General features: G+C 63.7%; 17 protein-coding genes and 1 tRNA gene. 11 read left to right on the top strand and 7 right to left on the bottom strand.

Going from position 1 to position 26,402, the window contains the following annotated elements; translation table 11 throughout:
• Window positions 1-23: 23 nt before the first annotated feature.
• A complete protein-coding gene (locus DUPY_RS12445; protein ID WP_070248475.1) occupies window positions 24-827 on the top strand; it encodes a DNA-formamidopyrimidine glycosylase family protein in 804 nt (267 codons plus the stop codon).
• Here DUPY_RS12445 and DUPY_RS12440 read toward each other — a convergent pair.
• Complete coding sequence (locus DUPY_RS12440) at window positions 769-2,181, bottom strand: GntP family permease (protein WP_070248554.1); 1,413 nt, start codon at window positions 2,179-2,181, stop codon at window positions 769-771. The two genes, DUPY_RS12445 and DUPY_RS12440, sit on opposite strands and share 59 nt — an antisense overlap.
• A 179-nt stretch (window positions 2,182-2,360) precedes the next feature.
• On the opposite strand from DUPY_RS12440, the gene DUPY_RS12435 reads away from it, so the two are divergent.
• Window positions 2,361-3,497: a branched-chain amino acid ABC transporter substrate-binding protein gene (locus DUPY_RS12435; RefSeq protein ID WP_070248473.1), complete on the top strand. Its 1,137-nt coding sequence runs from the start codon at window positions 2,361-2,363 to the stop codon at window positions 3,495-3,497.
• 16 nt (window positions 3,498-3,513) lie between these two features.
• Here DUPY_RS12435 and DUPY_RS12430 read toward each other — a convergent pair whose 3' ends face one another.
• Window positions 3,514-5,370, bottom strand: coding sequence for a hypothetical protein (locus DUPY_RS12430; RefSeq protein WP_141749526.1), 1,857 nt, complete (start codon window positions 5,368-5,370; stop codon window positions 3,514-3,516).
• Between the two features lie 177 nt (window positions 5,371-5,547).
• Between DUPY_RS12430 and DUPY_RS12425 the strand changes: the two genes are divergently transcribed.
• From DUPY_RS12425 to DUPY_RS29245, 3 genes are all read left to right on the top strand, one after another.
• Window positions 5,548-6,597, top strand: a complete 1,050-nt coding sequence (locus DUPY_RS12425; protein WP_229255343.1) for a hypothetical protein — start codon at window positions 5,548-5,550, stop codon at window positions 6,595-6,597.
• Window positions 6,598-6,620: 23 nt separating this feature from the next.
• Window positions 6,621-7,073: a hypothetical protein gene (locus DUPY_RS12420; RefSeq protein WP_070248470.1), complete on the top strand. Its 453-nt coding sequence runs from the start codon at window positions 6,621-6,623 to the stop codon at window positions 7,071-7,073.
• A gap of 118 nt (window positions 7,074-7,191) precedes the next feature.
• A complete protein-coding gene (locus DUPY_RS29245) occupies window positions 7,192-7,995 on the top strand; it encodes an alpha/beta hydrolase (RefSeq protein ID WP_071651628.1) in 804 nt (267 codons plus the stop codon).
• Between the two features lie 289 nt (window positions 7,996-8,284).
• Here DUPY_RS29245 and DUPY_RS12410 read toward each other — a convergent pair whose 3' ends face one another.
• From DUPY_RS12410 to DUPY_RS12395, 4 genes are all read right to left on the bottom strand, one after another.
• Window positions 8,285-11,437 (bottom strand): S8 family serine peptidase, encoded by a 3,153-nt coding sequence (locus DUPY_RS12410; RefSeq protein ID WP_070248466.1) that lies wholly within the window; start codon window positions 11,435-11,437, stop codon window positions 8,285-8,287.
• 15 nt (window positions 11,438-11,452) lie between these two features.
• Window positions 11,453-12,238 (bottom strand): NF038120 family PEP-CTERM protein, encoded by a 786-nt coding sequence (locus DUPY_RS12405; protein ID WP_070248464.1) that lies wholly within the window; start codon window positions 12,236-12,238, stop codon window positions 11,453-11,455.
• 391 nt (window positions 12,239-12,629) lie between these two features.
• A complete protein-coding gene (gene pepN / locus DUPY_RS12400; RefSeq protein ID WP_070248462.1) occupies window positions 12,630-15,266 on the bottom strand; it encodes an aminopeptidase N in 2,637 nt (878 codons plus the stop codon).
• Window positions 15,267-15,360: 94 nt separating this feature from the next.
• Window positions 15,361-17,418, bottom strand: coding sequence for an alpha/beta hydrolase family protein (locus DUPY_RS12395; RefSeq protein WP_070248460.1), 2,058 nt, complete (start codon window positions 17,416-17,418; stop codon window positions 15,361-15,363).
• Window positions 17,419-17,856: 438 nt separating this feature from the next.
• On the opposite strand from DUPY_RS12395, the gene DUPY_RS12390 reads away from it, so the two are divergent.
• The 3 genes from DUPY_RS12390 (at window position 17,857) to DUPY_RS12380 (ending at window position 22,493) form a co-directional block, all read left to right on the top strand.
• Window positions 17,857-18,441: a hypothetical protein gene (locus DUPY_RS12390; protein ID WP_070248458.1), complete on the top strand. Its 585-nt coding sequence runs from the start codon at window positions 17,857-17,859 to the stop codon at window positions 18,439-18,441.
• A 110-nt stretch (window positions 18,442-18,551) separates the two neighbouring features.
• The gene (locus tag DUPY_RS12385; protein ID WP_070248456.1) at window positions 18,552-19,973 is read left to right on the top strand and encodes an MFS transporter; all 1,422 of its coding nucleotides are present in this window, start codon (window positions 18,552-18,554) and stop codon (window positions 19,971-19,973) included.
• A 114-nt stretch (window positions 19,974-20,087) separates the two neighbouring features.
• Window positions 20,088-22,493: a S9 family peptidase gene (locus DUPY_RS12380; RefSeq protein WP_070248454.1), complete on the top strand. Its 2,406-nt coding sequence runs from the start codon at window positions 20,088-20,090 to the stop codon at window positions 22,491-22,493.
• Between the two features lie 33 nt (window positions 22,494-22,526).
• Here DUPY_RS12380 and DUPY_RS12375 read toward each other — a convergent pair whose 3' ends face one another.
• Window positions 22,527-23,072, bottom strand: a complete 546-nt coding sequence (locus DUPY_RS12375; protein WP_070248452.1) for a DUF2058 domain-containing protein — start codon at window positions 23,070-23,072, stop codon at window positions 22,527-22,529.
• Window positions 23,073-23,219: 147 nt separating this feature from the next.
• Here DUPY_RS12375 and DUPY_RS12370 point away from each other — a divergent pair.
• From DUPY_RS12370 to DUPY_RS12355, 3 genes are all read left to right on the top strand, one after another.
• Window positions 23,220-23,295, top strand: a tRNA-Phe gene (locus DUPY_RS12370).
• Between the two features lie 178 nt (window positions 23,296-23,473).
• The gene (locus DUPY_RS12365; protein WP_070248450.1) at window positions 23,474-24,664 is read left to right on the top strand and encodes a tyrosine-type recombinase/integrase; all 1,191 of its coding nucleotides are present in this window, start codon (window positions 23,474-23,476) and stop codon (window positions 24,662-24,664) included.
• 527 nt (window positions 24,665-25,191) lie between these two features.
• Complete coding sequence (locus DUPY_RS12355) at window positions 25,192-26,073, top strand: LemA family protein (RefSeq protein ID WP_070248447.1); 882 nt, start codon at window positions 25,192-25,194, stop codon at window positions 26,071-26,073.
• Window positions 26,074-26,402 lie beyond the last annotated feature (329 nt).

Here is a 26,402-nt window from a genome sequence, read left to right as displayed (position 1 = left end):
CTACGTCAACGTGGAGAACCGCCATGCCCGAAGGACCATCGATCGTCATTCTGCGCGAGCAGGTCGCGCAATTCGAAGGCCGCACCATGGTGCGCGCCGAAGGCAGCAGCAAGGATGTCGCGATGGACGAGCTGGCCGGCCAGCCAGTCCTGGCGCTGCGCAGCTTCGGCAAGCATTTTTTGATACGGCTGGGCGACCGCGCACTGCGCATCCATTTGCTGATGTTCGGCACGTACCTGATCAACGAGACCAAGGCTGCCGACCGCGCCGGGCCGCGCCTGAGCCTGTTCTTTGACGACGGCAGCGCGCTGCATTTTTATACGTGCTCGATCAAGACCATCTCCGACGACCTCGACAGCGAATACGACTGGCGCGGCGACGTCATGAACGACGCCTGGTCGGCGGCGCTGGCGCTGAAAAAACTGCGCGCGCAACCCGATACGCTGGCGTGCGACGCCCTGCTCGATCAAACCATTTTTGCCGGCGTGGGCAACATCATCAAGAACGAAGTGCTGTTCCGGGTGCGCATCCATCCACTGTCGACGGTCGGCGACATCCCGGCGGCCAAATTACGCGAACTGGTGGCGCAGGCGCGCGAGTACAGCTTCGATTTTCTGGCCTGGAAAAAAGCCGGCACGCTCAAGCAGCACTGGCTGGCGCACACCAGGAAAATCTGCCCGCGCTGCAATATCTCGTTCCTGCGCGGGCACCTGGGCAAGACCGCGCGACGCAGCTTTTACTGCGCCCGCTGCCAGTTGCAATATCCGCTTACACCACCCCGGTCAGGTAGTACACCGCGATCACGAAAAACACCGCCAGCGTCTTGATCACGGTGATGCCGAAGATTTCGCCGTACGACTGCTTGTGGGTCAGGCCCGTGACCGCCAGCAGCGTGATCACGGCGCCGTTGTGCGGCAGGGTATCCATGCCGCCGCTGGCCATCGACACCACCCGGTGCAGCACCTCGAGCGGAATTTGCGCCGCTTCCGCCGCGCGGATGAACTGGTCCGACATGGCAGCCAGTGCAATGCTCATGCCGCCCGACGCCGAGCCGGTAATGCCGGCCAGCGTGGTGACGGACACGGCCGCGTTGATCAGCGGATCGGGCACGCTTTTGAGCGCGCTGCTCACCGCCAGAAAGCCCGGCAGCGCCGCGATCACGCCGCCGAAACCGTACTCGGACGCGGTGTTCATCGCTGCCAGCAAGGCGCCGCCGACAGCGGCCTTGGTGCCCTCGGCAAAGGCGTCACGCACGCGGTTAAACGCCGTGACCAGCACGAACACGATACCGAGCAGCAGCGCGCCCTCGACGGCCCAGATGCCGATCACGGTCTTGATGGGTAGCGTGATGGCAGTGTGCAGGCCGGGCAAGGCGTCGGCCGTGAGCGCGTAATTGTCGCCGTACCAGTGCGGGATCATCTTGGTGAGCGCGAAGTTGACCACGCCGACCAGCACCAGCGGCGCGATCGACAGCAGCGGGTGCGGCAGGCCGGTGCGGGCAACTGCCGGCTGGTTATCCGCCTTGGCTTCGGCAGCGCTGCCGCCATAGCCTTCGCCGGTGGCCATCACCTTGCGGCGGCGCCATTCCAGGTACAGCAGGCCGGCCGTGAGCATGGCGATACTGCCGATCACACCGAGCCACGGCGCGGCCCAGCCGGTGGTCTTGAAAAAGGTGGTGGGAATGATGTTCTGGATTTGCGGGGTGCCCGGCAGGGTGTCCATGGTGAACGAGAACGCGCCGAGCGCAATCGCGCCGGGCATGAGCCGCTTGGGGATATTGCTTTGACGGTAGAGTTCGGCAGCAAATGGGTACACCGCAAACACCACCACGAACAGCGAGACGCCGCCGTAGGTCAGCAGCGCGCACACCAGCACGATCACGGCATTGGCGCGGGTGCGGCCGATGTAGCGGATCGCCGCCACCACGATGGACTCGGAAAAGCCGGAGATCTCGATCAGCTTGCCGAACACGGCGCCAAGCAAAAACACCGGGAAGTATAGTTTGACGAAGCCGACCAGCTTTTCCATGAAGATGCCGGAAAACACCGGCGCCACTGCGCCAGGGTCGGTCAGCAACACCGCACCCAGCGCGGCAATCGGCGCAAATAAAATCACGCTGTAGCCGCGATACGCGGCCAACATCAAGAAACCTAGTGCTGCAAGAACAATCAGGAACGACATGCCGCCTCCGTAGAAATATTGGTCTGCGAACATTCTAGTCTTAAAAGCAACGAGCTCATCGGCGTAAAGCGCCAGCCATGCAATAATTAGTCGACAACCGCCTCAGCAAAACAACACTGCGATCCATCAATCCGTCATTCCCGCGCAGGCGGGAATCCATAGAACGCCACAGGACTCCTATGCGCCTGCCCATACTGCTGTTACTCGCCAGCCTCAACGCCCATGCACAAAAGGCCCCCGTCAACCAGGTCCGCATCGGCGTTGCCGCCCCGCTCTCCGGCGCCAGCGCCCACATGGGCAAGGACATCGAAAACGGCGCCCGCATGGCAGTTGACGACCTCAACGCCACCGGCCCGCAAATCGGCGGTCGCAACGTGCGCTTCGTATTGCAGGTGGAGGACGACGGCGCCGATCCCAAGCAGGGCACGGCGGTGGCGCAAAAGCTGGTCGATGCCGAGGTGGCCGGCGTGGTCGGCCACCTCAATTCGGGCACCAGCGTGCCGGCCTCGCGCATTTACGCCGCCGCCGGCATCCCGCAAATTACGCCGGCCGCCACCACGCCGCTCTACACGCGCCAGGGATTCCAGACTGCGTTCCGGCTGGTGGCCAACGACAACAAGATCGGCGAAGTGCTGGGCCGCTACGCGGTGCACACGCTCAAGGCGCGCCGCATTGCCGTGATCGACGACCGTACCGCGTTCGGCCAGGGCCTGGCCGATGCATTTTTGAAAGGCGTGCGCGCCCAGGGCACGGCGGCGGACGCCGTCAGCCGCCAGTACACCACCGACCGCGCCACCGACTTCAACGCCATCCTCACCCAGATCAAGGCGCGCCAGCCCGACCTGATCTTTTTTGGCGGCATGGACGCGGTGGCCGGTCCCATGCTCAAGCAGATGAAGGCGCTGGGCATGAACCTGCGGTTCCTCAGCGGCGACGGCATCTGCTCCGAGCGCCTGCCCGAACTGGCTGGCGACGCCCTGGCCGACAACCAGCTCACCTGCGCGGTGGCCGGCGGCGTGACCGGCAACTACGACGTGGGCTACCGCGCCTTCGTGGACCGGTACCAGCAGCGCTACAAGCTGCCCCTGCAAACCTATGCGCCGTATGCCTACGACGCCGTGATGCTGCTGGCCAAGTCGATGCAGGCAGCCGGCACCGCCGTGCCGAAACTGTACTTGCCCGAACTGGCAAGGATCAAATACCAGGGCGTGACCGGCGCCATCGGCTTCGACCGCTACGGCGACCTGGCCAACCCGGCCGTCACCTTGTACACCTACCGGGGCGGGCGCAAGACCCGCCTCGACGTGCTGCACTGAAGCTCCGTGGCGATGCTCAAGTAGCCGGGGGCACGTAGGTGACCTTGCACCAGTAATAACGATAAGGTTCGGTCCCCACGTAGGCCCGGTACACGGTGCAGCTGCCAACATCTGTGCGCAGGCCAAACTGCTGCCAATGCGGCACCAGTTCAGCCAGGCGGGCACGCTCCAGGGCAGCCTGTTGCAGGCGCTCCTGCTCGGTTAATTCCAGCGTACAACCGCCCGACGGCAGATCACGCAAGACCACGTTGTGGCGTGCCCGCCCGAGCAGCCAGGTGAGCTTGCGGCAGCCAGCGGCATCCTCGGTAAGGCGCAGCGACCGGGCCAGTTCGAGCTTGCGCTGGCGCCATCCATCCTCATCATTTTTGGGGGCCGGATACAGCATATATTGCTGGCCGTCGCGCTCGGCAATGGCGGCATCACGGCGTTGCAGCCAGGCGGGCGATTGCGCGAAACCGGGCCCGATCGACACGAACCTCAGCGGCTGCGGGAACAGCGTCGTCGCCCAGGTCATGGGCGAGTCGCTGGACAGCAGGAACACTGTGGTGCGCTGTGGCGCGGCAATCGCCGGCAACTCCGCGCGGATCGCGCTCGCGCTCCAAGGCTGATGGCCCCAGTTGGCAATCGGGAACACGCAGACCGCCAGTACAGCCAGCAGTACGGCAGCGGCCCACTCACGGCGCGGGGCGATGTAAGACCACACTATCCAGATCATCAACGGCGCCAGCAGCTCGATTGGCACCAGGTAGCGATAAATACTGAACATGCGCATCCAAACCAGATAGCTGAGCGCAAAGAACAGCAGTACGAACGCCGCCGGCGGCGCCAGTTCCGCCCGGCCGGGTTGGGGCACCTCTGGCCGGTTCGGGCGGCGCGACCGACGCACGATCCACAACAACGCCATTACCGCCAGCAAGCAATACAGTACTGGCCACACGAACAGCTGCATCTGCAATTCCGAGACGCGGCGCGGATTGAGCGTGAAGATGAACGGCCACAGCAGGTTCTCCAGCCCCCCCACGGGCCGGAAGGCGACGTCGAATACGCCCAGGTCGACGCCCAGCGGACTACGAAAGATATCGTTGAATTGAGGAAATACCGGGTTGCCGAACAGCTGCCACATCTTGAGGAACCACCATCCGGCCGTGGCTGCCACACCCGCGAGCGCGGCCATCCCCCAGACCAGCAGTAGGCGCAGCCGCTGCCACCATGGCAGGGGAATCGCCAGCAGCGACAGGCCGAGCGCCAGCGCGAAAGTGCCGTTCGTGAGTTTGAGTCCGGTGGCACAGCCCATGGCCAGGCCAGAGCCTGCCATCGCCAGCGCCGCCGCTCCGCGCCATTGCGGCAACACACGCCAGTTGCGTAACACCAGGTACAAGGACAGCAGCACCAGCAACGCCGTCAGGTTATCTCCCATGCTGTTGCCCAGCTCGCTTTGAAACCCGGGGACGAACAGGCACGCGATGGCGAGCAGGATGACGAGCCGGTGACGCGGGCCGATCAATTGCCGTGTTATTCCCATGACCAGCACAAAGTTCAGGCCATGCAACACGCCCATCAGCATGCCTGCCAGCGGTGGCGACAACCAGCGGCCGAGCAGGTAATGCGACAACTCGATGGTCGGGTTGAAATAGGTCTGGAAGCCGGCAGCTGCGATGTCGAATCCCACGCGGTCATTGAGCAAGGCATGAACGTTGTACAGGTGGTAATTGCGCATGTCCCAGCCATCGTCCTGGCCCTTGAAGAGCGAAACCAGCCCGCACAGCAACGGCACAACCAGTGCCAAGAACAAGCCGGCGTGGCGGTGGCGCAGCACATCGCTGTGGCGCAGGCACCAGGACTTCAGCGCGGCCAGAGAGGAAAAAAATGTCATCGAATTCACGGTCAAAAAATGAACAAATGGTGGGCAGGAGATCGCCTGGGCTGCACTGCACCTCATGCCTGTATTATAAAGGCAAGAAAAAGTTAGCTGAAAGAAATGGCGAAACCGTGCGCCATGGACCGTCCCGCCGGCCTACCATGATGTCTCGGTCCTCAACCATACATATCGATGTTTGCCTATTCCTGCATTGTCACGGCTGGCTTGCTGCTGGCCACCGGCGCGACCGCCCAGCCGGCGCAGCAATCGACACCGATGCCGCAGGAGGCCGGCGCGGTCGCCCGGGTCGACGTGTCTGCCACCCGCGATCCGGTCGACAAGTCCTACCGCAAGATGATCGAGGGCATGGACCGCTTCGAGCGCCTGCATGCGCTGGCGCCGCAGGCAACCTTGCGTTTCCAGCTGCTGCCGCGCCTGCCCACCACCGTGCTCGACGGTATCACCCTGCGGGTGGCCGGCGACAGCGTCTCACTGCCGGTGACGGTGGCGCCCGACCACACGTTCACGCTGCCGCGCGACGCCCGCGCGCTGGCGCAGGACGCGTCCCTGATCGCCAGCCGCAAGACCAGCACCATGACCTGGCGCGCCCTGGTGCGCAGCCCCGGCGTGCCGGCCGGCATGCGCCGGCTGGGCGACCTGCGGCTCGAATGCCAGGGGGGGGTAGCTGCCGGCCTGCTGTCGAATAACGCCCAGGCCTTTGCCTGGCTGGACGGGCTGCTCACCCACCCCGACAGCGTCTGCGGCTCGGCCGACGGCAACTACCTGTTCTTCGCCGAGCGGCCCCTGTTCGGCGTCACCGCGCGCCATGGCGCGCGCACTGCCGCGCTGCCATTCGACCTGCTGTACGCGGGCGGCGCGCAAACCCCGGCCACTCTGCCCTACTGCGACTGCCAGGTCCTGCTCGACCGCAGCTACTATGCGCCGCTGTGGGACACGTCCTGGCCCGACGACACCCTGCTCGCCTTCGAGTACATGGACGACCCGCCCGCCACCATGCTCGCGCCCGGCTACGGCAACACGGCCGACGTGCGCGCCAAACTGGGACCGGCCACCGCGCTACAATTCGACACCGGCATGCAGGTGTGGCGTTACCGCTACCCGCAGGCTACCAGCCAGGGCAGCGGCAAGGGCAGCGACGGTCCGCCGGCGTTTGCCGAGTTCGTTATTTTATTTGGCCCGGACGGCGTGGCCCGCAAGGCGCGCCTGACCGAGCCGCTGTAGTTTCCCCTACCAGGAGCGCCACCATGAAGCTGTCCCCGTCCCTGTCACTGCCTGCGCGCCTGGCTGCGGCCAGCCTGCTGTTGCTGATGACCAGTGCCTGCGCCAGTCCGCCAGCACCGGTATCTGCCCCTCCCTCGCCTGCAGCGGCATCGGCATCGGCTGACAGCCTGTGGCAGCAGATCCAGGCTGCCAGCGCCAACGCCACCTGCGACAACAGCGGACAGTGCCATACGATCGGCATTGGCGCCAAGGCTTGCGGCGGACCGGAGAGCTACCTGCCCTGGTCCAGCAAGCAGGACGACGGCGCCGCCCTCAAGCAACTGGTGGAACAGCACGCCGCCGCGCTGCGTGCCCGCGACGCGCGCGCAGCGATGATGTCCACCTGCTCGGTAGTCTCGTCCCCCGGCGCCAGCTGCCAGGCCAACCGCTGCGTGCTCAACCCGGGGAAGGTCGGCAACGCGCCGGAGATGCGTTAAATCCGGGGGCGAGCTGTCGGGAGACACAGAAAATGAAAACTGTGACAAGTTAGTGAAAACCGCGTGCCACGGGTACTGAAAAAAACTTCTGGTCGGGCCGGTTGTTGCGGCAAAGGCAATGGTTGCCGTACACTGGTCGAACTTCTGGTTTCGGCCAAAACCAGACCAAGTCCCCTATCAAGAAAAGGATCTTATGCTTCGACTGTTTGCCCCATTGTCTATGCTGTTTGCCTTACCTATGGCCATAGCTGCCGTTCCAGTGGACATTCACGCTCCAGCTAATCTTCAAGCCTGTACTCATGCGAAACCATGCCCAGTAGCGATCCTAAGCCCGGGATACGGACTTTCTGGTTCAGACTACTCATTTGTCACCAACCGTCTTAATGGGATGGGTTACTTGGTTGTCGCACTCCAAGACAGTGCCGGCGGCGTTATATTGGATCGGGACGCCCCAGTGTCACCGCAAGTACAAGCAATGGCTCACGTAGCTTCACGGTCAATTTCCACCGTGATTGACGAGGCCGCCGTACGCTACCCTCAGTTCGATTGGAAACACTTGGTCCTCGTCGGGCACTCCCTTGGCGGCGACAGTTCGGCTCAGTTTGCCGCTGACAACCCGAGCCGCGTTTCAAGCCTGATCAGCCTAGACAGCCGTCGGGTCGCGTTGCCCCGCTCTGCTGGTATCCACGTCCTTACAATTCGTGCCAGTGACACCACTGCGGACCCCGGTGTACTGCCGAACAAGGAAGAGCGGAGCCGCTACGGTACATGCATAGTGCACATCGAAGGCTCGCGTCACAACGATATGCAAGATGCTGGCAGTGAACAACTGAAGGCCAGAATCGTATCCGCCATCGATACCTTCCTTGTTCCAGCGTCGCACCCGAAATACGCGTGCGACCAAGACTCCAAGCTCGAATGAACGTCACTCAGTGCAGGAACGCGGCGTAAGTGCAAGGTCCGCTTCGGGGCGAAAGCGGCCTGTCGATAGGTCCCGCCAGCCTGACGGAATTTTTCATTATTCAAGGCACATCAGCCGAAAATTTTCACTTTCTCTGTCGCTTCACTATGCCCGGTGTGACAGGGATAGTGAAAAAAGCGTTTGCAATCAGTACCCGATTTTTCACTTGTTGCGTCGCCCGAGACGAGCAACGAAAAAAACCTGCGGCGCCCGAAGGCTGCCGCAGGTTTTTTAACCAGGCAACTACTGCTTAGTAAGCCAGCTTGCCCTTGTCAGACGAGCTCTTGAACAGTGGCAGCGGATCGGTGGTATCGATATCGATCACCGTGGTGCCCTGCTTGACGCCGCCCACCAGGTAGTCCACCGCGCCGACGTAGCGTTTGCCCAGGTCCAGGCCGCTCCAGCTCATGCCGACCGACGCCGTGCCACCCAGGGTGGCCGAGCTTGGTGACATCACCTTGAAGTTACCAGCGGTCGAGGTCGGCTGCACCAGCCAGCTCGACAGCTTGTAGGTAGCCTGGCCGCCGGCCGGGGCGTAACCGATCACGCACAGGGTGTACGTGCCTGCCGCTGGCGCCACCACCTCGATCCGTTCGTTCGACGTCAGCTCGCCGCTCTGGTCCACCAGGGTGGTGCCGCGCAACAGGATCAGGTCGAGATCGGAGTCGCCGGCAGCTGCACCGGTGTTGTCCGAATCGAACAGCGCGAAGCGCGCCAGCAAGGTGCCGGCCGGCACCGTGAAGTTATGCACGTTCACGCCAGCGGAGGCGCCGTTGCGGCACAGCGTGGCATTGTCCGCGCCGCCGGCCTGGCCGATGGTGCGGGACACTTGCGTGGCTGGCAGCAAGCCCTTGGCGGTGCCGAAGGCGCCGGCAAAGCCGGTACCGACGGTGACCACCTTGGCGCCCGCGGCGTTTTCGCTGTACACGTTGGCGGCGGCGACAATGCCGGTGCCGCGCGCGGTCAGCGGGCTGCGCACCGTGTGCACGCCGTCGGTCCAGGTCAGCGAACCGTAGGACCAGGTGTCGCGCGGCGCGGTGGTGCGGGTCAGGCGCGCCGTGAAGGTGGCCTTGGCGCCCGGCGCCAGCGTCAGCGTGGCTGGCGAGATCGCTACCGTGAAGCCCGGCAGCGTGGCCGTGGCGTTGTAGGTGGCGGTGGTCTCACCGACGTTGGTAACGGTGCGGGTGAGCGTTTGCGCGCCCAGCACGTTGGAGGCGGTGAGCGACGCCAGGTTCAGGTTATAGGCCGCGATGCCGCCGCCAAAGGCGTTACACTGCGCCGCGCTGTACACCAGGCCCTGGCCGCACAGGAAGCGTGCGTACTCGACCGGGGCAATGTCGTACACCAGGCCCGGATCGGCGGCCGAGGTCGGCGCGATGTGGCCGGCGCCCTGGCCGAACGAACGGTTGCCGGCGTAGGTGGCCGAGGTATCCCATGGCACTTTGGCGCCCTGGCCGTCGCTGAAGGTATCGTAGGCGGTGGTCATCAACGCCGACTTGATGGCGGCGGGGCTCCAGGTCGGATGGCGCTGCTTGAGCAGCGCGGCCACGCCGGCCACGTGCGGCGAAGCCATCGAGGTGCCCGACAGGAAGCCGAATTCGACCGCCTGCGCCGGGCTGCCGGCGGCGATCGCGTCGCGCTGGGCCTGGGTCAGGTCGGGCGTGAGCGCGGCCAGGATGTCGGTGCCCGGTGCGGTCACGTCCGGTTTCAGGATGTTGGCGTTGGCCACGTTCGGACCACGCGAGGACGAGCCGCTCATCACCGGCGCGACCACGGTCGGATCGACGATGGCCTTCAGGTTGCCCAGCGCAGCCGTGGCGCCGGTATTGCCCGCCATGTAGCTCTTGAGGATGGCGCCGTTTTCCTTGGTGATGTGGACCGTGGGCAGCGAGTGCGCCTGGTTGAGGATGGTGGCGGCGCCGCCATCGACGTTGGCGATGATCGCGCCCACCGCACCGGCAGTCTTGGCATTGGCGCTCTTGTTGACCAGCACGTTGTTGCCACGGTCGCAGACCAGGATCTTGCCGGTCACCTTGACCGGATCGAGCAGCGCCGCGACGGTGTCGGCCGGGCCGAAGCACTGCGCCAGCGAGACCTGCTGGGCCGGCGTAATGCCGGCCACGCCCGCATCCTTGGCCAGGATCAGCGGCGAGGACGGCGTGTTGGCGTTGCTCGAGGCGCCGGTCAGCTTGACGCCGGTGGCCAGGATCACGTCGCCGACATACAGGCGGTTGTGGGTGGAGTTGCCGACCGTGGACAACCACGGGCTGATGTGGCTCGCTGGCGCCGGCGCGGTGGCGGTCGGGCCCGAGTTGCCGGCCGAGGCGGCAACGAACACGCCGGCTGCCGCCGCGCCGAGGAAGGCCTGCTCGGTGGCTTCGTCGAAGGAACCGCCGCCGGCCGACGGGCCGATCGAGAAGTTGATCACGTTGACGCCGTCCTTGACGGCCTGGTTGATCGCCGAAACGCTGTTGGACGTGGCGCAGCCGTTGCGGCGGGTAGGATCGGTCCAGCACACCTTGTACGAGGCGATGCGGGCGCGCGGCGCCATGCCGGAAATCTTGCCCAGGCTGGCGCCGTTGATGACGGCGGTGGTGCCGCCATTGCCGGCAGCCGTGGTGGACGTGTGGCTGCCGTGGCCGCCCTCGCCTACCGAGCCGCCCAGCGAGTCGCGCGGGGAAGCGAATTCGGTCCAATGCAGTTGCTGGGTGGCGGTCTTGTAGGCGCGCGCACCGATCAGCTTGTTGTTGCAATTGGCGGCGGTGAAGCCCTCGCCGATATCGCAGCCGCCCTTCCAGCTGGCGGGCGGCGCATCGTAGGCCAGCGTGCCGCCGCTGTGGGTGGGGCTGCCGTTCTCGTCCACGCGATCGGCGTAGCTGGGGTTTTCAGGCCAGATGCCGCTATCGACGATGCCGACGATGATGTTCTCGCCTGCCAGTTTCTGGCCGCCCAGTTGCGACCACAGGCCGCCCGGCTGGTCCAGGCCCAGGAAGGTCGGCGTGTAGCTGGTGTCGAGGATCATTTCGGAGTCGGCCGTGATGGCGGCGACAGCAGTGTTTTTCTTCAGGGCGCGCACTTCGGCGTCGGTCAGCAGGGCCGCGAAGCCATTGAACACCACGTCGTACTTGTGGGTGATCTCGGCGCCGCCCAGGGTGCTGATGACGTCGTTCTGCTTGGACTCGAGGTAGTTGATGTAGGCCTGCACATTGCCGGCATCGACATTGAGGCGCTGGCCAGAGGCCGGCTGGGTGGCGGCCAGGCCGGCCACCTGGCCGGTGTAGGTGGCAACCGGTTTATCGACCAGTTGCACGATGTAGGAACGGCGCACCTGTTCGGCGGCGTGGGCGGCGCCGGACAGTGCGGCCAGCAGGACGATGGCGGAGCAGATAGGACGAAGTTTCATGGGACGGTTCCTCGATCAGGCGGCGATGGTGGGGGCGGCGGCAGTACCGGCAGCAGCACGGGCAGCACGCGCGCGGCGGCGCGACATCCAGCCCACCAGGCCCAGTCCCAGGCCCATCAGGGCGTAGGTTTCCGGCTCCGGCACGGGGGCCACTTGCAGGTTGTCGATGGCGAACTGCGACTGGTTCTCGGCGCCGGCCAGCGGGTTCGAGCAGCCGCCGTTGCCGTCGAACAGGCACGAGCCAATGGTCACGCTGCTGAAATAGTTACCGCCGAAAGCTGTCAGCGACAGGCTCTCGAACGGCGAGTAACCGAGGCTGTTGAGCACTGGGAAATTGTAGGCGTAGGACACGTTGGCGCCGCTGGACAGCACACCGACCAGGGTCAGCTGGCCATAGGTGTAGCTGGCCAGGCCACCCACCGGGGCCAGGAAAGCGTAGTCGAGGCCGGTGAGCTGGAACAGGCGGTTGTCGCTGCGCTCGAGCTTGAGGCTGCCGTCGTTGACTCCCAGGTAGAACTGGCTGGCATTGCCGGTGGGGCAGGCGGCCACCGTGCACAGGAACGGATCGCTGCCGTTGCCGATGGCGCCGGCGAAGCCGGTGCCGGACGGGCCGGCGGCCGGGCTATCGATCACGGTCAGGTTGTAGCCGGACTCGGTGATGACTTCGGTGCCGCCATAGATGTTCGGCGTGGCCGACTCGAAATTGATCACCTCGGCCATTGCCGGCGTGGCCGACATCACAGCCAGGGCGCCCACGGTGGCGACGCTCAGTTGGCGCAGTTGCGATTGGAAGAATGTCATTTCTGGTGCCCTTGTGGTTAAGTGGTGAGCGCAGGTTGCCCGGAATTTGAGAAGTAACAATGAATATAAACAAACAACTCTCTGCGCAGTTACCTATTCTTACAATTTATTATTTTATTTATATTGATAAGAACAGAATAATATGCAGATTCTCCTATGAAATCATAGGCTTGCCACTCGTCCACGAATCATCTTGATGAGTTTGCTGAGCGTTGTAAGCAAACAAATTTCCCATCAGGAAATTTAACATTCTTATTGAAAATATCTTGTTATCGTCGGCCTTCGCGCTGACAATGTCAGCCCATCGTCCGGGTTCGTGACAGTTTGATGACATGCATAAAAAAAGCCGGCTCAAGCGCCGGCCTTAGCCCTACTTCGAACAGGGAATAGATTATTCCGTCAGTGCTTTCTTGATAGCAACGCAGCGCTGATCTTCCTGGTGCGTGACCAGCAAGGCGCGACTGGTACCGGCCGACAGCGCGGTCTGCGCCGCCACTGCCGCCTGCAGACGCGCCACGCTGGCCGGTGTGCACGCAGACGGAATCAGCGCAGCCGCGTAGGCACGCATGTAGACCGGGCCGGCGGCCTGGTCCACCTGCGCCAGGCTGTCCAGGCGCGCACCGGCGCTCTGTTCGGCCAGCGCGCCCTGCTCGGCCGGGTACAGCCCGAACATGGCGGTGCGGATACGCGAGAACGGCAGCTTGGTCTGCAGGTCGCCGATGGTGGCCAGCCATTCGGCCTTGACCTTGGCGTCCGGACGGGAAACGGTCGCAGCCAGCGCGGCGGCTTGGCCGCTGTCGGACTTGTCGCGCGCCTGTTCGGCATCCAGGAGCGCCGTGCTGCCACGGTAGTTGTAGCGGTTGAGGCGGCCAACGATGTCCCAGCGCGCATCCTGGCTCACGTTCAGGCCCGGTACCACCAGCTTGCCGTCGAGGATGTCGGCCAGGCGCTTGAGCGCGGCCGGGCTGCTGGCCAGGTTGACATAGGTGGCGAACCAGCGGCGCTGGAAGTTGCTGTCGCCGCTGGCCGCCTCGGTGGCCTTGAACGCCATGTCTTCGAGCTGCACGCCCACCTTGTTGCGGTACCTGGCAGCCGATGGCCCCATCTTGTCGAGGTAATACTTCGACTGGCCAATCTTGCCGACGATGTCGCCGAGCAGCGTGTAGTCTTTTTCGGCGGGCGCATTGGCCAGCACGGTCTTGAGGAAGGCGTTCAGCGGCAGTTTGCCGTCGCGCACGCTATCCCACAGGCTCTGCCACAACATCGCGCGCAGCAGCGGATCGTCCACCTTGCCCAGCGACGCCTGCGCGGTGGCAAACGATTTACGGTCCAGCGCCACCTTGGCAAAACCCCAGTCCTGGTAGTTCGGATACACCAGGTCCGGGCAGGCCGCGCCCACCAGCTCCGGCACCGCCGTCTCGGCGCCCTTGTAGGTAACCGCCACGTTCTGGCTCAGCGCCATGCCGTCCTTGCCCTGCCTGAACAGGGCCACCTGCACCCGTTGTTCGCGCAGCGTGGGCATGTCCTTGCTCGGTGCGGTTTGCAGCAGTTTGAAACTGTTGACCTTGCCACCGGCACAGCTGAGCGACGCCTGGATGGTATTGACGCCCGGCTCGTACAACCATTCTTTGGTCCAACCGGTCAGGTCGCGGTTGGCGGCCTCGCCCAGGCTGCCGATGAAGTCCTTCAGCTCGGCGTTCTGGTACGAATACTTGACCAGGTAATTGTGCACGCCCTTGCGGAACACTTCCGCGCCCAGCAGGTGGCGCAGTTGCATCAAAGTGGAGGCGCCCTTCGAGTAGGTGATGGCGTCGATGTTGTCGAACGCGTTGGCGGTCGAGGGCACCGGGGTTTCGATCGGGTGCGTGGTGACACGCTCGTCCATCACGTAGGCGGCCTGCTTGCCGGTCGAGTAAAAACTCTGCCAGGCGTTCTTGAACTCGGTCGCTTCGGCCGTGCCCAGCGTGCCCATGAACGACGCGAAGCTCTCGTTCAGCCACAGGCCGTTCCACCATTTCATGGTAACCAGGTCGCCGAACCACTGGTGCGCCATCTCGTGCATGATCACCGACGCCAGGCTCTGGCGCTGGGCGGCGGTCATGGTTTCCTTGTGCAGGAAGCTCCCTTCGGCAAAGGTGATGGCGCCGGCGTTCTCCATGGCGCCGTACAGGAAGTCCGGCACCAGGAGCTGGTCGTACTTGGCGAACTGGTACGGCACGCCGAAGTATTCGTCGAAGAATTTCAGGCCCTGGGCGGTGTAGGTGAACCAGTCCTTGGGCGACACTTGCGCCGCCACCGACTGCCGCGCAAACAGGCGCATCGGGTACGGGCCGCTATTGTCTTCCCAGACCTTGTAGGGGCCGGCGTGCATCGAGAAGTTGTACGGGCTGAGTTTCTTGGTGCGCGGGAAGGTCCATTCTTTTGCACCGGCCACGTCCTTGACGCCGCTCTCGCGCATGGTGGACACGGCCACCCAGTCGGCCGGCGTGGTGACGGTGACCTGGTACGTGCCTTTCAAGTCGGGCTGGTCGAACAGCGCGAACATCTGGTGCGCGGCGGCCGGTTCGAAGTGCGAGTACGTGTACACCCGGCCATCGACCGGATCGACCATGCGGTGCAAGCCTTCGCCGTTGGTGCTGTGCAGGCGCTCGTAGGCGATGGTGACGCTGTTGCGGCCAACTTTCAAATCCTGGGCGGCGACCGTGATGAACCACTGGTTGTACTGCGGCGCGACGGTCTTGCCGTTGACGGTGAGGCTGGCGATTTTTGCCTTGTCGAGGTCGATGGTCAGCGGCTGGTCGGTGTCTTTCAAGTCGAAGTCCAGCGTGGTGGTGCCGGAGAAAGTCTCCTTGCCGGTCAGCGTGAATTTCAGGGTGTAATCGACATTGGCGACGCGGGCCGAGCGGGCCATGGCGTCTTGCTGCGACAGGAAGGCGTTTTCGGCGCGTGGGGCCGGGGTGGCAGCGAAGGCCGGATGGGCGGCGCCAAAGGCCAGCACCAGGGCGGCGGCGATCAGATGTTTTTTCATGGTGTTCCTTGATGTGGAAACGCCCGCGAGGCGGGCGTGGTAGCTACGTCATCCTCGCCTGCGCGGGAATGACGGATCGTGCGTCAGCGGTTCTTCATTTTTTCAGGTAAGTATCAAGCCAGCCGATCACCTCGTGATGCCACAGCACCGAGTTGGCCGGTTTCAGCACCCAGTGGTTCTCATCGGGGAACATCAGCAACTTGCTCGGGATGCCACGGCGCTGCAGCGCGGTAAACGTGCCCAGGCCTTGCGCGGTCGGGATGCGGAAGTCGAGGTCGCCCTGCACCACCAGCATCGGGGTTTTCCAGTTTTTCACGAACAGCGCCGGGTTGAACTTTTCGTGCGCTTCCGGGTGGTCGTAATAGGTGCCGCCGCTTTCCCACTCGGTGAACCACAGTTCTTCGGTCGAATAAGCCATGCCGCGCGTATCGAACACGCCGTCGTGGTTGACGATGCACTTGAAGCCGTCGGACCAGTGGCCCTGGATCCAGTTCATCATGAAGCCGCCGTACGACGCGCCCAGCGCGCAGCTGTTCTCGCGGTCGAGCCAGGGGAATTTCTGCACCGCTGCTGCCAGTCCTTTTTGCAGGTCTTCGAGCGGCTTGCCGCCCCAGTCGCCGCTGATGGAATCGGTGAACTTCTGGCCGTAGCCGGTCGAACCGTGAAAGTCGATGAACACGGTGGCGTAGCCGGCGCCGGCGTACACCTGCGGGTTCCAGCGGTAGCTCCACGAGTTGCCGAAGCTGCCTTGCGGGCCGCCGTGCACCAGGAAGGCGACCGGGTATTTCACGCCCGGTTTGGCATCCCACGGCTTCATCACGTGGCCGTACACGGTTTCGCCGTTGGCGCCAGCGAACGAGAACTGCTCGTACTGGCCGAATTTCACGTCGGCCAGTGCGGCCTCGTTGACGTTGGTCAGTTGCGTGGCCTTCTCACCAGAGCCGCCCAGCTTGAACTGGTACAGCTGCGCGCCGGAGGACAGGTCGTTGCGGGCGATGACGACCGTGTCTTTCAGCACGTCGAAGCCGCTGACGTAACCGTTGCCGGTCAGCTTGCGCACCTTGCCGCTGGCGGCGTCGATGGCAAACAGCGGATGCTGGCCGATGTCGTCGGCGGTGGCCAGGATGGTCTTGCTGTCCGGCGTCCAGCGGTAATCGGCGATCGAGCGGTCCCAGTTGTCGGCGACGGTGCGCTTCTTGCCGGTGGCAACATCGATCAGCACCAGGTGGAAGCGGTCGGCTTCAAAGGTGGGCTTGTCCATCGCCAGGTAGGCCAGCGTGCGGCCGTCGGGCGAATAGATGGCCTTGGTGTCCCAGGCTTTGTTGTCTTCGGTCAGGTTCTTCGGCTCGCCCCCGGTGGCAGGCACCGTGTACACGTCGAAGTTGGTGGACCAGGCTTCGGTCTTGCCGGCGATGCGGGTGGAGAATGCCACGGTCTTGCCGTCCGGGCTGAAGTGGTACTCGCCGTTGTCGCCGAACGGCTTCGACGGCACGTCGCCGTCGAGCTTGCCCGACAGCGCGACCGGCTCGGCGCTGACCTTGCCGGCGGCGTCGATCGGCGCAGCGTACAGCACGTTGGTGCGGCCGTCCGCCCAGGTGTCCCAGTGGCGCACGAACAGCTTGTCGTAGACCTTGCCGCTGGCCTTGTTTTTACCCTGCTGGTCGAGACGCTTCTTGGTGCAAGCGAGGTCCACGCAATCGCGGAACACGGCCACGCTCAGCGCCAGCCGGTCGCCCTGCGGCGACAGGCGGAAGTTCTCCACGTCCAGTGGCAGGCTGGTGACCCTGGCGGCTTCGCCACCGGCCAGCGGCAGACGCCAGACTTGCGACGAGCCGCTGCGGCCGGACAGGAAGTAGATGGCGTCGCCCTTGGGCGACCAGGTGGGCTCGCTGCTGCTGGCGTCCGCTTGGGTCAGGCGCACCGGTGCGGCCTTGGGACTGCGCAGGTCGAGCAGGTAGAGCTGGGTATTGCCCCGGTTCTTGTCCATGTCGGTGGTGCGCACGGTGTACACCACGCGGGTGGCGTCCGGCGACAACACGGGCGCGCCCACGCGCTCCATCTTGACCATGTCTTCTACGGTAAAGCCGCGCGGCGCGGCCATGGCGCTCGAGGCCGCAACGGCGGCGCCCAGCATCAGCACAGGTAATCTCATTCGGGGATCTCCGACTGTTAACAAAAAGTACCGGCTGGTGGCCGGTCGTCGAACATCATACCAAGATCATGTGGTGCCAAGGGCAAATGTTACTTTACGCTACTTAGCGAGCTAAGCAACGGCGCAAACTGATAGGAAAATATATTTCAATGACAAGCGTTTACCGGTTCCACGCCGACAAAAATGGGCGCATAATTTCCCGCTCACCAGTTCAAATCTTGCATGACTACCACCGGCATGTCATGTGAATAACGCGCTTTCCCGCCGGTAATTGAACAGCACACAACATTGAATTCTGAACAGTTGTGAACAAGTGTAAATCGGCGTTGAACCCGGCCGACTCGGCGCTAATGTAGCCCTTCCGCCGCGCCGGACGTCTCTCGACAACGCCACCCGCGCAGCCTCAGTCATACGCTCAAGTCAGAAACGGGAAACGCTATGCTTACTGCCACCTACGTGATTCTGTCCCTGTCCGCCGAACAGAAAAAAGAACGCCAGTTCATCTCGCGCCTGCTGCAAACCGTGCAGTCGATCCGGCGCCGTCCGCAGGAAATGGACCCTGCCACGATCGAATATCAACTCAGGCAACTGACCACGTTTGCCGAAGCGCGCCACCAGCGCAAGGTCGAAGCGTGCCTGATGCCGGCCGTGTGCGCGGCCGCGCGCGCCACCGACCGCAATTGCGACGCCCTGATCAGGGACCTCGAATCGCTGAGCCGGCACGGCAGCGCCACCCTCAACGCCGTCAACAAGTGCCTGCGGCGGGCCATGCGGCGCAGCGCCAGCCAGTGCCAGTTCCTGTGCCGCACCATCGACCTGTATTGCCACAACCTGCTCAAGCGGCTCGACCGCGAAGAACAGGAACTGCTGCCGCTGGCGCAAAAAGTCATCTCGAGCGCCGAGTGGTTCGAGATCGGCCGCGAGCTGCTGGCGCAGGAAGACAGCGGCGCCGCCAACCAGCCATCGCTGCGCCCGCGCCATGCGGCCACCTACGCCGGCCGCCCGGTGGATATCCGCATCTGATCAGAAAGCCGGGTTCGTGTTGTTTTGAGCGTGGCACTGCCGGGATTGCTTGCCTAACAAATTAGGCAGGTCTAATATCGACGCATGCCCACCAAGCTTGCCACCTCACCATGAGTCAAGGCGCCACCCTTCTGCACCTGCGCGGCGCGGCCGGCATGGATGCGATTTACCGCAAGATCAGCTGGCGCCTGCTGCCGCTGCTCATGCTCTGCTGCGCGGTCGCGTACCTGGACCGCGTCAACGTCGATCTTGTCGCGCGTCACATCGGCGCCAGCCTGGCCTTCCGCGACCATGTGCACAACTGGGGCATGGCCGCGTTCTTCATCGGCTACGGCGTCTTCGCCATCCCCTGCAACCTGCTGCTCGAACACTTGCGCACGCGCAAGATGCTGCTGCGCACGATGCTGGGCTGGGCGGCGTTTTCCGCCGCCAGCGCGTTCGTGCGCTCGCCGCTGGAGTTCTACCTGATCCGCTTTTTGCTCGGCGTGTTCGAAGCCGGCTTCTTCCCCGGCGTGATCCTCTACCTGACCTGGTGGTTCCCGTCCGGACGGCGCGCCCGCGCCATCGCGCTGTTCGCCGCCAGCACGCTGGCTGCCGCCCTGCTGGCCGCGCCGTTATCCGCCGCCATGTTGCAGGCGCTCGCGCCGCTGGACTTGTTCGACGGCTGGCAATGGCTGCTGCTGGCGCAGGCCCTGCCGCCGCTGGTACTCGGCGTGTTTGCCTGGTGGTACCTCGATGATCGCCCCGGCGAGGCCGACTGGCTGTCGAGCTTCGAGCAGCAAATGGTGGCGCAGGACCTGGCCCGCGACGAGGCGCGCCGCCACGGCGGCAGCAGCAAGGATGTCGATGTGGACGAGCACGAAGCGCCGGCGGCGCTGGCCGTGCTGTGGGCCCTGCTGCGCGACCGCACCATGATGCTGCTCGGTGCGACCAATCTGCTGCTCACCGGCGCCGGCTTTGCCATCGTCCACTGGTCGCCGCCACTGCTGCAGCGCTGGACCGCCGGCGCCCAGTTGCCCCCTGCGCAACTGGCGCTGCTGGCGCTGGCGCCGGGCGTGGCCGGCATCGTCGGCATGGTGGCGATCGGCTACGATTCCGACCGCCGCCGCGAGCGGCGCGGCCACTTTGTCGCCAGCACCGTGCTGGCCGCCGGCGGCCTGGGACTGACGATCGCCGCCGACGGCGCCCTGGCCTGGTCGCTGGCGGGGCTGGCGCTGGCCACCATCGGCATCGCCTCGGCCACGCCGCTGCTGCTGGCGATTGTCACCGACCTGCTCACGCGGACGCAGATGGCGATCGGCGTTGCCCTCATCACCAGCCTGGGCGTTCTGGGCGGCGCCTTCGGGCCGGCGCTGGGCACGCGCCTGCTGGCCTGGGGCGATACCGCCGCCATGCTGGCCGCGCTGGTTGGCGCGTACCTGGCGGCGGGCCTGTTGCTGCTGCTGGCGCTACGCCTGGCGCCCCGGCGTGGTGATCCGGCGTCGCTCAGCGCGCGTGGCGACAAGCTGGCGCGCAATTCGGACCAGCGCTGACCACCTGGATGGACGATCGGCCTGACCTGTTAGGCTAGAATACCGTGCGCCGGAAAGTGACGCTCTACCCCGCGACCGGCGCTTCCGTCCACCCAACTTCAAAGCGAACCATCCATGCGTTTTGTCTTGCCTTCATCAGCGCTGGCCGCCATCCTGGCCACCGCGCTTGCCAGTGGCCACGCTGCCGCTGCCACTGTTTCCGCCGCTCCCACCCCGATCACGCTGGACCAGGCCATGGCCAACCCCGACTGGATCGGCACGCCGGTCGAATCGGCCTGGTGGGGCTGGGACAGCCGCCAGGTTTATTACAAGCAAAAGCGCGCCGGCTCGCCGCTGCGCGACACCTTCATCATCGCCGGCGGCGCCGCCAAACAGGTCGATGACAAGCAACTGGCCAACCTCGACACCGCCAACCCGGTCTACAACCACGACCACACCCGCGCCCTCGTGCTGCGCAACGGCGACCTGTTCGAGCGCGACCTCAAATCGGGCGCGCTGACGCAGATCGTGCGCGGCACCGCTGCCGCCGCCGATCCGCAATACGCGGCAGACGGCAAGAGCGTGCAGTTTCGCATCGGTAACGACTGGTTCAACTGGAGCCGCAGCGAGCGCCTGGTGGCGCCGGTGGCCGTGCTGCGCACCGCCAAGGACCCGGACGCCAAGCCCGAAGCGGACTCGCTGCGCGACCTGCAACTGCGCCTGATCTCCACCCTGGCGCGGGTCAAGGAAGAGCGCGACGCCACCCGCGCCCAGCGCGACGCCGAGCGCAGCGCCGACGCCACCCGCGCACCGAAACCGGTGTACCTGGGCGAGAAGGTGGTAATCGAATCGAGCGCACTGTCACCAAGTGGCCGCTACCTGCTGATCATCACCAGCGCCAAGGATGCCGACAAGCGCCGCACCGGCAAGATGCCGCGCTACGTGACCGAATCGGGCTACGAAGAAACCGACGACGAACGCAAGCGCGTGAGCGACGCCGGTCCCGTGCCGCACCAATTGAAATTGCTGGAAATCGCCAGCGGCAAGGTGACCAACCTGGCCTTCGATACCCTGCCCGGCATCGCCACCGACCCGCTGGCCGAGATGCGCGCCGCCCGCAAGCTCGACCCGCTCAAGGGCAACCGTCCGCTGCGCTTCGAGCGCAGCGAAGAATCGATCCGCTGGAGCGACGATGGCGCGCGCGTGGCGGTGATGGCGCAATCGATCGACAACAAGGACCGCTGGATCGCCACGATCGATCTGGCCGGGGCCAAGCTGCAACCGCTGCACCGCCTGAGCGACGTGGCGTGGGTAAACAATCGCGGCAACGACTTCGGCTGGCAGCCCGACAACAGCACGCTGTGGTTCCAGTCCGAGGAAAGCGGCTACGCCCACCTGTACCTGAAGAACGCGCAAACACCGGACGCCGCGCCGCGCGCGATCACGGCCGGCAAGTGGGAAGCGAGCGACGTGACCTGGTCGGCAGATGGCAAGACTGCCTACTTCCTGTGCAACCCGAAACTGCCGGGCACGTATGAAGTCTGCGCCAGCAATACCGCCACCGCTGCGGTGAAAGAGCTGACGACCCTGGGCGGCGTGGAGAGCTTTACCTTGTCCCCGGATGGCCGCAAGCTGCTGGTGCGCTACTCGACCTCGTACATGCCGGCGCAAATCGCCACCGTGCCGGCCACCGGCGGCGCTGCCACCCAGCTGACCGACACCCGCAGCGCCGACTACAAGGCCCGCAACTGGGTCGCGCCGCAAATCGTCGCCGTGCCATCGACGCATGGCGCCGACCCGGTCTGGGCCAAGCTGTACCGCCCGGCCACCTTGGAACCCGGAAAAAAATACCCGGTGGTGATGTTCGTGCACGGCGCCGGCTACCTGCAGAATGTGACCCAGCGCTTCCCCGTGTACTTCCGCGAGCAGATGTTCCACAACCTGCTGGTCGAACAAGGCTACATCGTGCTCGACATGGACTACCGCGCCTCGCTCGGCTATGGCCGCAACTGGCGCACGGCGATCTATCGCCAGATGGGCCACCCGGAACTGGAAGACTACATCGATGGTCTGAACTGGCTGGTGGCCAACCAGCAGGGCGATGCGAAAAACGTGGGTATTTACGGCGGCAGCTACGGCGGCTTCATGACCTTCATGGCGCTGCTGCGCGCGCCGGACCAGTTCAAGGCCGGCGCCGCGCTGCGCCCGGTGACCGACTGGACCACGTACAACCACGAGTACACGTCCAACATCCTCAACACGCCGGAACTGGACCCGGAAGCGTACAGGATCTCGTCGCCGATCGAATACGCCGACCAGCTCAAGGGCCACATCCTGATCGCCCACGGCATGGTGGACGACAACGTGTTCTACCAGGACTCGGTGCGCATGGCGCAGCGCTTCATCGAACTGAAAAAGGACAACTGGGAACTGGCCTCGTACCCGCTGGAACGCCATGCATACGTGCATGCGGAAAGCTGGTATGACCAGTACCGCCGGATTTACCAGCTGTTCGAGCGGACGCTCAAAACCAAGCAATAAAAAAATGGCGGAACCTCGGTTCCGCCATTTTTTTCACCACATCAAATCATCAGGAATCTGGAACGCCGCATACGGATCATCCTCTTCCACCACCGCAGCGGACTGCTTGACGCGCACCACCAGCGACGGATCGCGCTCTTCGATCTTGTCGGCGATCACGCGCGGCACCAGTTCCACCGTCGCGCCCAATACAACGATCACCAGCCGCCCCGCCACCAGGTGCTCGCGCACCGCCGGCGACACGTAGATCCGTTCGATCTTGGTGCCATGAGTGAAGTTGTAGGCGATATCGTCCTTGCCGTTTTTGGTCTTGTCCTGGCGGTTCTGCTGCACCATCTGCACGATCTGCGCCATGATGGCTTTCTGCTGGGCCGCTGCATCGCGCTGGGCATTGGCCTCGCGCGCTTTTTCGGCGTTCTTGCGCTGGATTTCCTGCGCCGCCAGCCGTGCCTCGTCCACCGACTGTTCGCCAGTGCGGCGTTCGATTTTCTTTTGCTTGCTCTTTTCCTGGTTGGCCAGTTTGGCCTTGGTCTTATCGACCAGGCCCGCTTTTAAAAACTGCTCTTGTAAGGAGACCATGTCCTCTGCTCCGTGTATGGGATTGCCGGCCGCGCCGGCGTCAAGCCGGTAGCATAACAAAGTTCGGACAGCGGGCCGACATGAAATCTGGCAGCGGCCAGCAAACATTTGGCAATTTCAAACCGGGCTGCTATAATTGCGCGCCTTGGCCTGGTAGCTCAGTTGGTAGAGCAGAGGATTGAAAATCCTTGTGTCGGTGGTTCGATTCCGCCCCGGGCCACCAAGAACAACGCTCAGTTCGTCTTGAGCAGTCTAAAAAACCGCATTCTTCATAGGAGACTGCGGTTTTTTTACGTCACATGCAATCCTCTACGGTCCGCCTACAGCCACGCACCTGGCAGGGCAACATCAAGCCAGAGTTGCCCTGCCGGGGTTAGAGTTGCCCCGAAAGGAGGCCTGCCATGGCTCTGACCGACCTCATCATTCGCACGGCCAAGCCTGCACAAAAACCTTACCGGCTGTACGACAGTGCCGGCCTCTATCTCGAGGTCGCGCCCAGTGGCGGCAAATGGTGGCGCTTCAAGTACCACTTCCACGGCAAGGAAAAGCGCTTGTCGCTGGGCGTCTATCCCAAGGTTGGACTCAGGGAAGCGCGTCTCAGGCGTGGCGATGCCCTTGGCTTGCTCGCCCAGGGCATCGATCCCAGCGCCCAACGCCAGGCCGAAAAGAACCCGCTATGCCAGACCGGCGATCCGCACAGCTTCGAGACCGTGGCGCGAGAGTGGTTTGCCAGGTTCTCGCCCACCTGGGCCGAGTCGCATGCCACCCGCATCATCCGTCGCCTCGAGCGCGATGTCTTTCCCTGGCTTGGCGCGCACCACCTGGCCAGGATCACGCCCGCCATGGTGCTCGAGGTGCTGCGCCGGATCGAGGAGCGCGGCGCCATCGAAACGGCCCACAGGGCGCGTGAAAACTGCAGCCAGGTGTTTCGCTATGCCGTGGCCACGCAACGCGCCCAGCGCGACCTCACCGCCGATCTGCGCGGCGCCATTCCACCGGCCAAGGTGCGTCATTTCCCGGCCGTGATCGAACCGAAGCAGGTGGCCGTACTGCTGCGCACTCTGCACGATTACGAGGGCAGCTTCGTCGTCAAATGCGCGATGCGGCTGGCGCCACTGGTGTTCGTGCGCCCGGGTGAGCTGCGCATGGCAAAATGGGAAGACATCGACCTGGCTGCGGGCGAGTGGCGCTTCACCGTGAGCAAGACCAGGACCGCCCACGTCGTGCCACTGGCACGCCAGGCCATCGCCATCCTCGCCGAGCTGCAACCGCTGACCGGCACCGGCCAGTATGTGTTTCCGTGCGCCCGCACCGCCCAGCGTCCGATGAGCGACAACGCCATCCTGGCCGCCATGCGCCGCATGGGGATCGACCGCGACACCATGACCGGCCACGGCTTCCGGGCCATGGCGCGCACCATTCTCGACGAAGTGCTTGGCGTGCGTGCCGATCTGATCGAACACCAGCTGGCGCACGCGGTACGCGATCCGCATGGTCGGGCGTATAACCGCACCGCCCATCTGCCGGAGCGCGTTGCGATGATGCAACTGTGGGCCGATTACCTCGAACGGCTGCGCCTGGGCGATGCGTGATCACCCCGTTTGACGCCAGGGAGCGTGGTCCGCCACCTCCCCTGGCGTTAAACGGGGTGGGTGGCCCCGCAGGGCAAGACAGTTTAAGTGCAACGAAAACATGGCTTGCTTCTCACCGGCGACCCACCCTCCCCGGCCGTAAATCTTGCCTACAGGACCGTCAACAGTACTTGCGTGCGCTTGAAAATCGATACGCGCACAGCTACGCTGGAACTTCTGTTCGAGGAGTAAAAACGTGAATCCAATCAACAAATATTGCACTGCGCGGGGCAACTGGAGGGGCAACTTTCTAGCCGACCCATGCGCAAGAGTTCCTGCAACGGCGGCCTGTATTCGAAAAATGGCGGTGTTTTTGGTTGCGCCCCGGGCCACCAAGAACAGTATCAAACAAAACGCCAACCTCTGCAGGTTGGCGTTTTTGTTTCCACAACGAAAAATTCTTGCTCCTTTGCCTCACTGCATACCCATTTGCAGAGCAGGCAATGTTATGATTACTTACATTTTCATTAAGAGCAAAGGGCACTCTCATGTCGGGCATATTCGATTTCATCGGATCCATCATCAAGATTGCGATCTATGCGGCCATCATCCTCGCAGTGATGGCGCTATTCGGATACAACCAGCTGCGCGCGTTGTCGGAAGCCGTCAAGGCAGCCTTTTCGAATATTGGCGTGACCGCCCGCAAACAGGTCAGCCTGACGAACCAGCTGATCGAAGCCGTCAAGGGTTACGCCGACACCGAAAAATTCGTTCACCTGAAGATATCGGATGACATCTCGGCGGCCAATATTGCCCAGATCCAGCAGCAGTCGCACTCGATGGTGTCGGCGATTAACGGCCTGGCGCAACGCTATCCGGATTTGAAATCAAGCCAGCAGTACAATACCCTGATGGAAGCAATCTATAACGTCGAAAACGACCTGGAGCGTCAACGCGAGCGCTTCAACGAAGCAGCGCGCGCGTACAACACCAAGCGCACATCGATTCCGCACGTATTCTATGCCGCTGCGCTGGGATTCCGTAACGCTCCCTACCTGGAACTGCACAACGACGAGCCGCAGGACATGGGGATGCTCAACACCATGAATAACGACGACGGCGAACGGGTGAAACAGATGCTCGGCGCGGTAGGATCGCAAACCGCGACGGTCCTGCGCACCGTCAGCAACAAAGCCGTCGAGCACGGAAAAGTTGCGATGACCGCAGCGCAGACCAGGATGAAGCAGCAACAGGTCATGGAGTACTCGTATCTCGATCAAGACCGCAACCCGCAAGGCCCGGTATCGCTGGACGCGCTGCTGCAACTACAGGCAGAAGGCAAGGTCACGACAGAAACGCCGGTGATGCCGCTCGGCGGCAGGGTTTGGGCGCCGCTGGGCACTGTCATCAACCCAGGCCCAGCTTCCTGAATTCTTGACATCAGTTCGCTAAGAGCAGTCCGATAACAGCCGCTCAGCGCTGTATCGACGCCGATGCCCACTCTTGCAGTGGGCATTTTTTTTGCTTTCTCGCCTCAAAGACCATGCGTTTGTCCAATCTGCAAATCGGTATGCGCCATTACATGGCGCGCCACTCCGACGGACTGTTTTGCACCGCAACAACAAATTCGCAGTACTGTATTTTCGCCGTTCATGCCGCGCCAGCGACCGTCCATCGCAAGAATTCCCCGCCGCGGGCAATTACCGCTACCATCGGCTCACACATGCAAACCTGGCATGTTTGACCATCCCGCCACTTC

The organism is Duganella phyllosphaerae (assembly GCF_001758785.1).
Taxonomy (GTDB): domain Bacteria; phylum Pseudomonadota; class Gammaproteobacteria; order Burkholderiales; family Burkholderiaceae_D; genus Rugamonas; species Rugamonas phyllosphaerae.
Note: the sequence above shows the minus strand (reverse complement) of the source record. Positions and strands in the feature narration are given on the sequence as shown.

What these genes read in the sequence shown, in the direction of transcription:
- DUPY_RS12445 (WP_070248475.1), top strand. Translation starts at nt 24, where the DNA reads ATGCCCGAAGGACCATCGATCGTCATTCTGCGCGAGCAGGTCGCGCAA.
- DUPY_RS12440 (WP_070248554.1), bottom strand. Translation starts at nt 2,181, where the DNA reads ATGTCGTTCCTGATTGTTCTTGCAGCACTAGGTTTCTTGATGTTGGCC.
- DUPY_RS12435 (WP_070248473.1), top strand. Translation starts at nt 2,361, where the DNA reads ATGCGCCTGCCCATACTGCTGTTACTCGCCAGCCTCAACGCCCATGCA.
- DUPY_RS12430 (WP_141749526.1), bottom strand. Translation starts at nt 5,370, where the DNA reads ATGACATTTTTTTCCTCTCTGGCCGCGCTGAAGTCCTGGTGCCTGCGC.
- DUPY_RS12425 (WP_229255343.1), top strand. Translation starts at nt 5,548, where the DNA reads ATGTTTGCCTATTCCTGCATTGTCACGGCTGGCTTGCTGCTGGCCACC.
- DUPY_RS12420 (WP_070248470.1), top strand. Translation starts at nt 6,621, where the DNA reads ATGAAGCTGTCCCCGTCCCTGTCACTGCCTGCGCGCCTGGCTGCGGCC.
- DUPY_RS29245 (WP_071651628.1), top strand. Translation starts at nt 7,192, where the DNA reads ATGGTTGCCGTACACTGGTCGAACTTCTGGTTTCGGCCAAAACCAGAC.
- DUPY_RS12410 (WP_070248466.1), bottom strand. Translation starts at nt 11,437, where the DNA reads ATGAAACTTCGTCCTATCTGCTCCGCCATCGTCCTGCTGGCCGCACTG.
- DUPY_RS12405 (WP_070248464.1), bottom strand. Translation starts at nt 12,238, where the DNA reads ATGACATTCTTCCAATCGCAACTGCGCCAACTGAGCGTCGCCACCGTG.
- pepN (WP_070248462.1), bottom strand. Translation starts at nt 15,266, where the DNA reads ATGAAAAAACATCTGATCGCCGCCGCCCTGGTGCTGGCCTTTGGCGCC.
- DUPY_RS12395 (WP_070248460.1), bottom strand. Translation starts at nt 17,418, where the DNA reads ATGAGATTACCTGTGCTGATGCTGGGCGCCGCCGTTGCGGCCTCGAGC.
- DUPY_RS12390 (WP_070248458.1), top strand. Translation starts at nt 17,857, where the DNA reads ATGCTTACTGCCACCTACGTGATTCTGTCCCTGTCCGCCGAACAGAAA.
- DUPY_RS12385 (WP_070248456.1), top strand. Translation starts at nt 18,552, where the DNA reads ATGAGTCAAGGCGCCACCCTTCTGCACCTGCGCGGCGCGGCCGGCATG.
- DUPY_RS12380 (WP_070248454.1), top strand. Translation starts at nt 20,088, where the DNA reads ATGCGTTTTGTCTTGCCTTCATCAGCGCTGGCCGCCATCCTGGCCACC.
- DUPY_RS12375 (WP_070248452.1), bottom strand. Translation starts at nt 23,072, where the DNA reads ATGGTCTCCTTACAAGAGCAGTTTTTAAAAGCGGGCCTGGTCGATAAG.
- DUPY_RS12365 (WP_070248450.1), top strand. Translation starts at nt 23,474, where the DNA reads ATGGCTCTGACCGACCTCATCATTCGCACGGCCAAGCCTGCACAAAAA.
- DUPY_RS12355 (WP_070248447.1), top strand. Translation starts at nt 25,192, where the DNA reads ATGTCGGGCATATTCGATTTCATCGGATCCATCATCAAGATTGCGATC.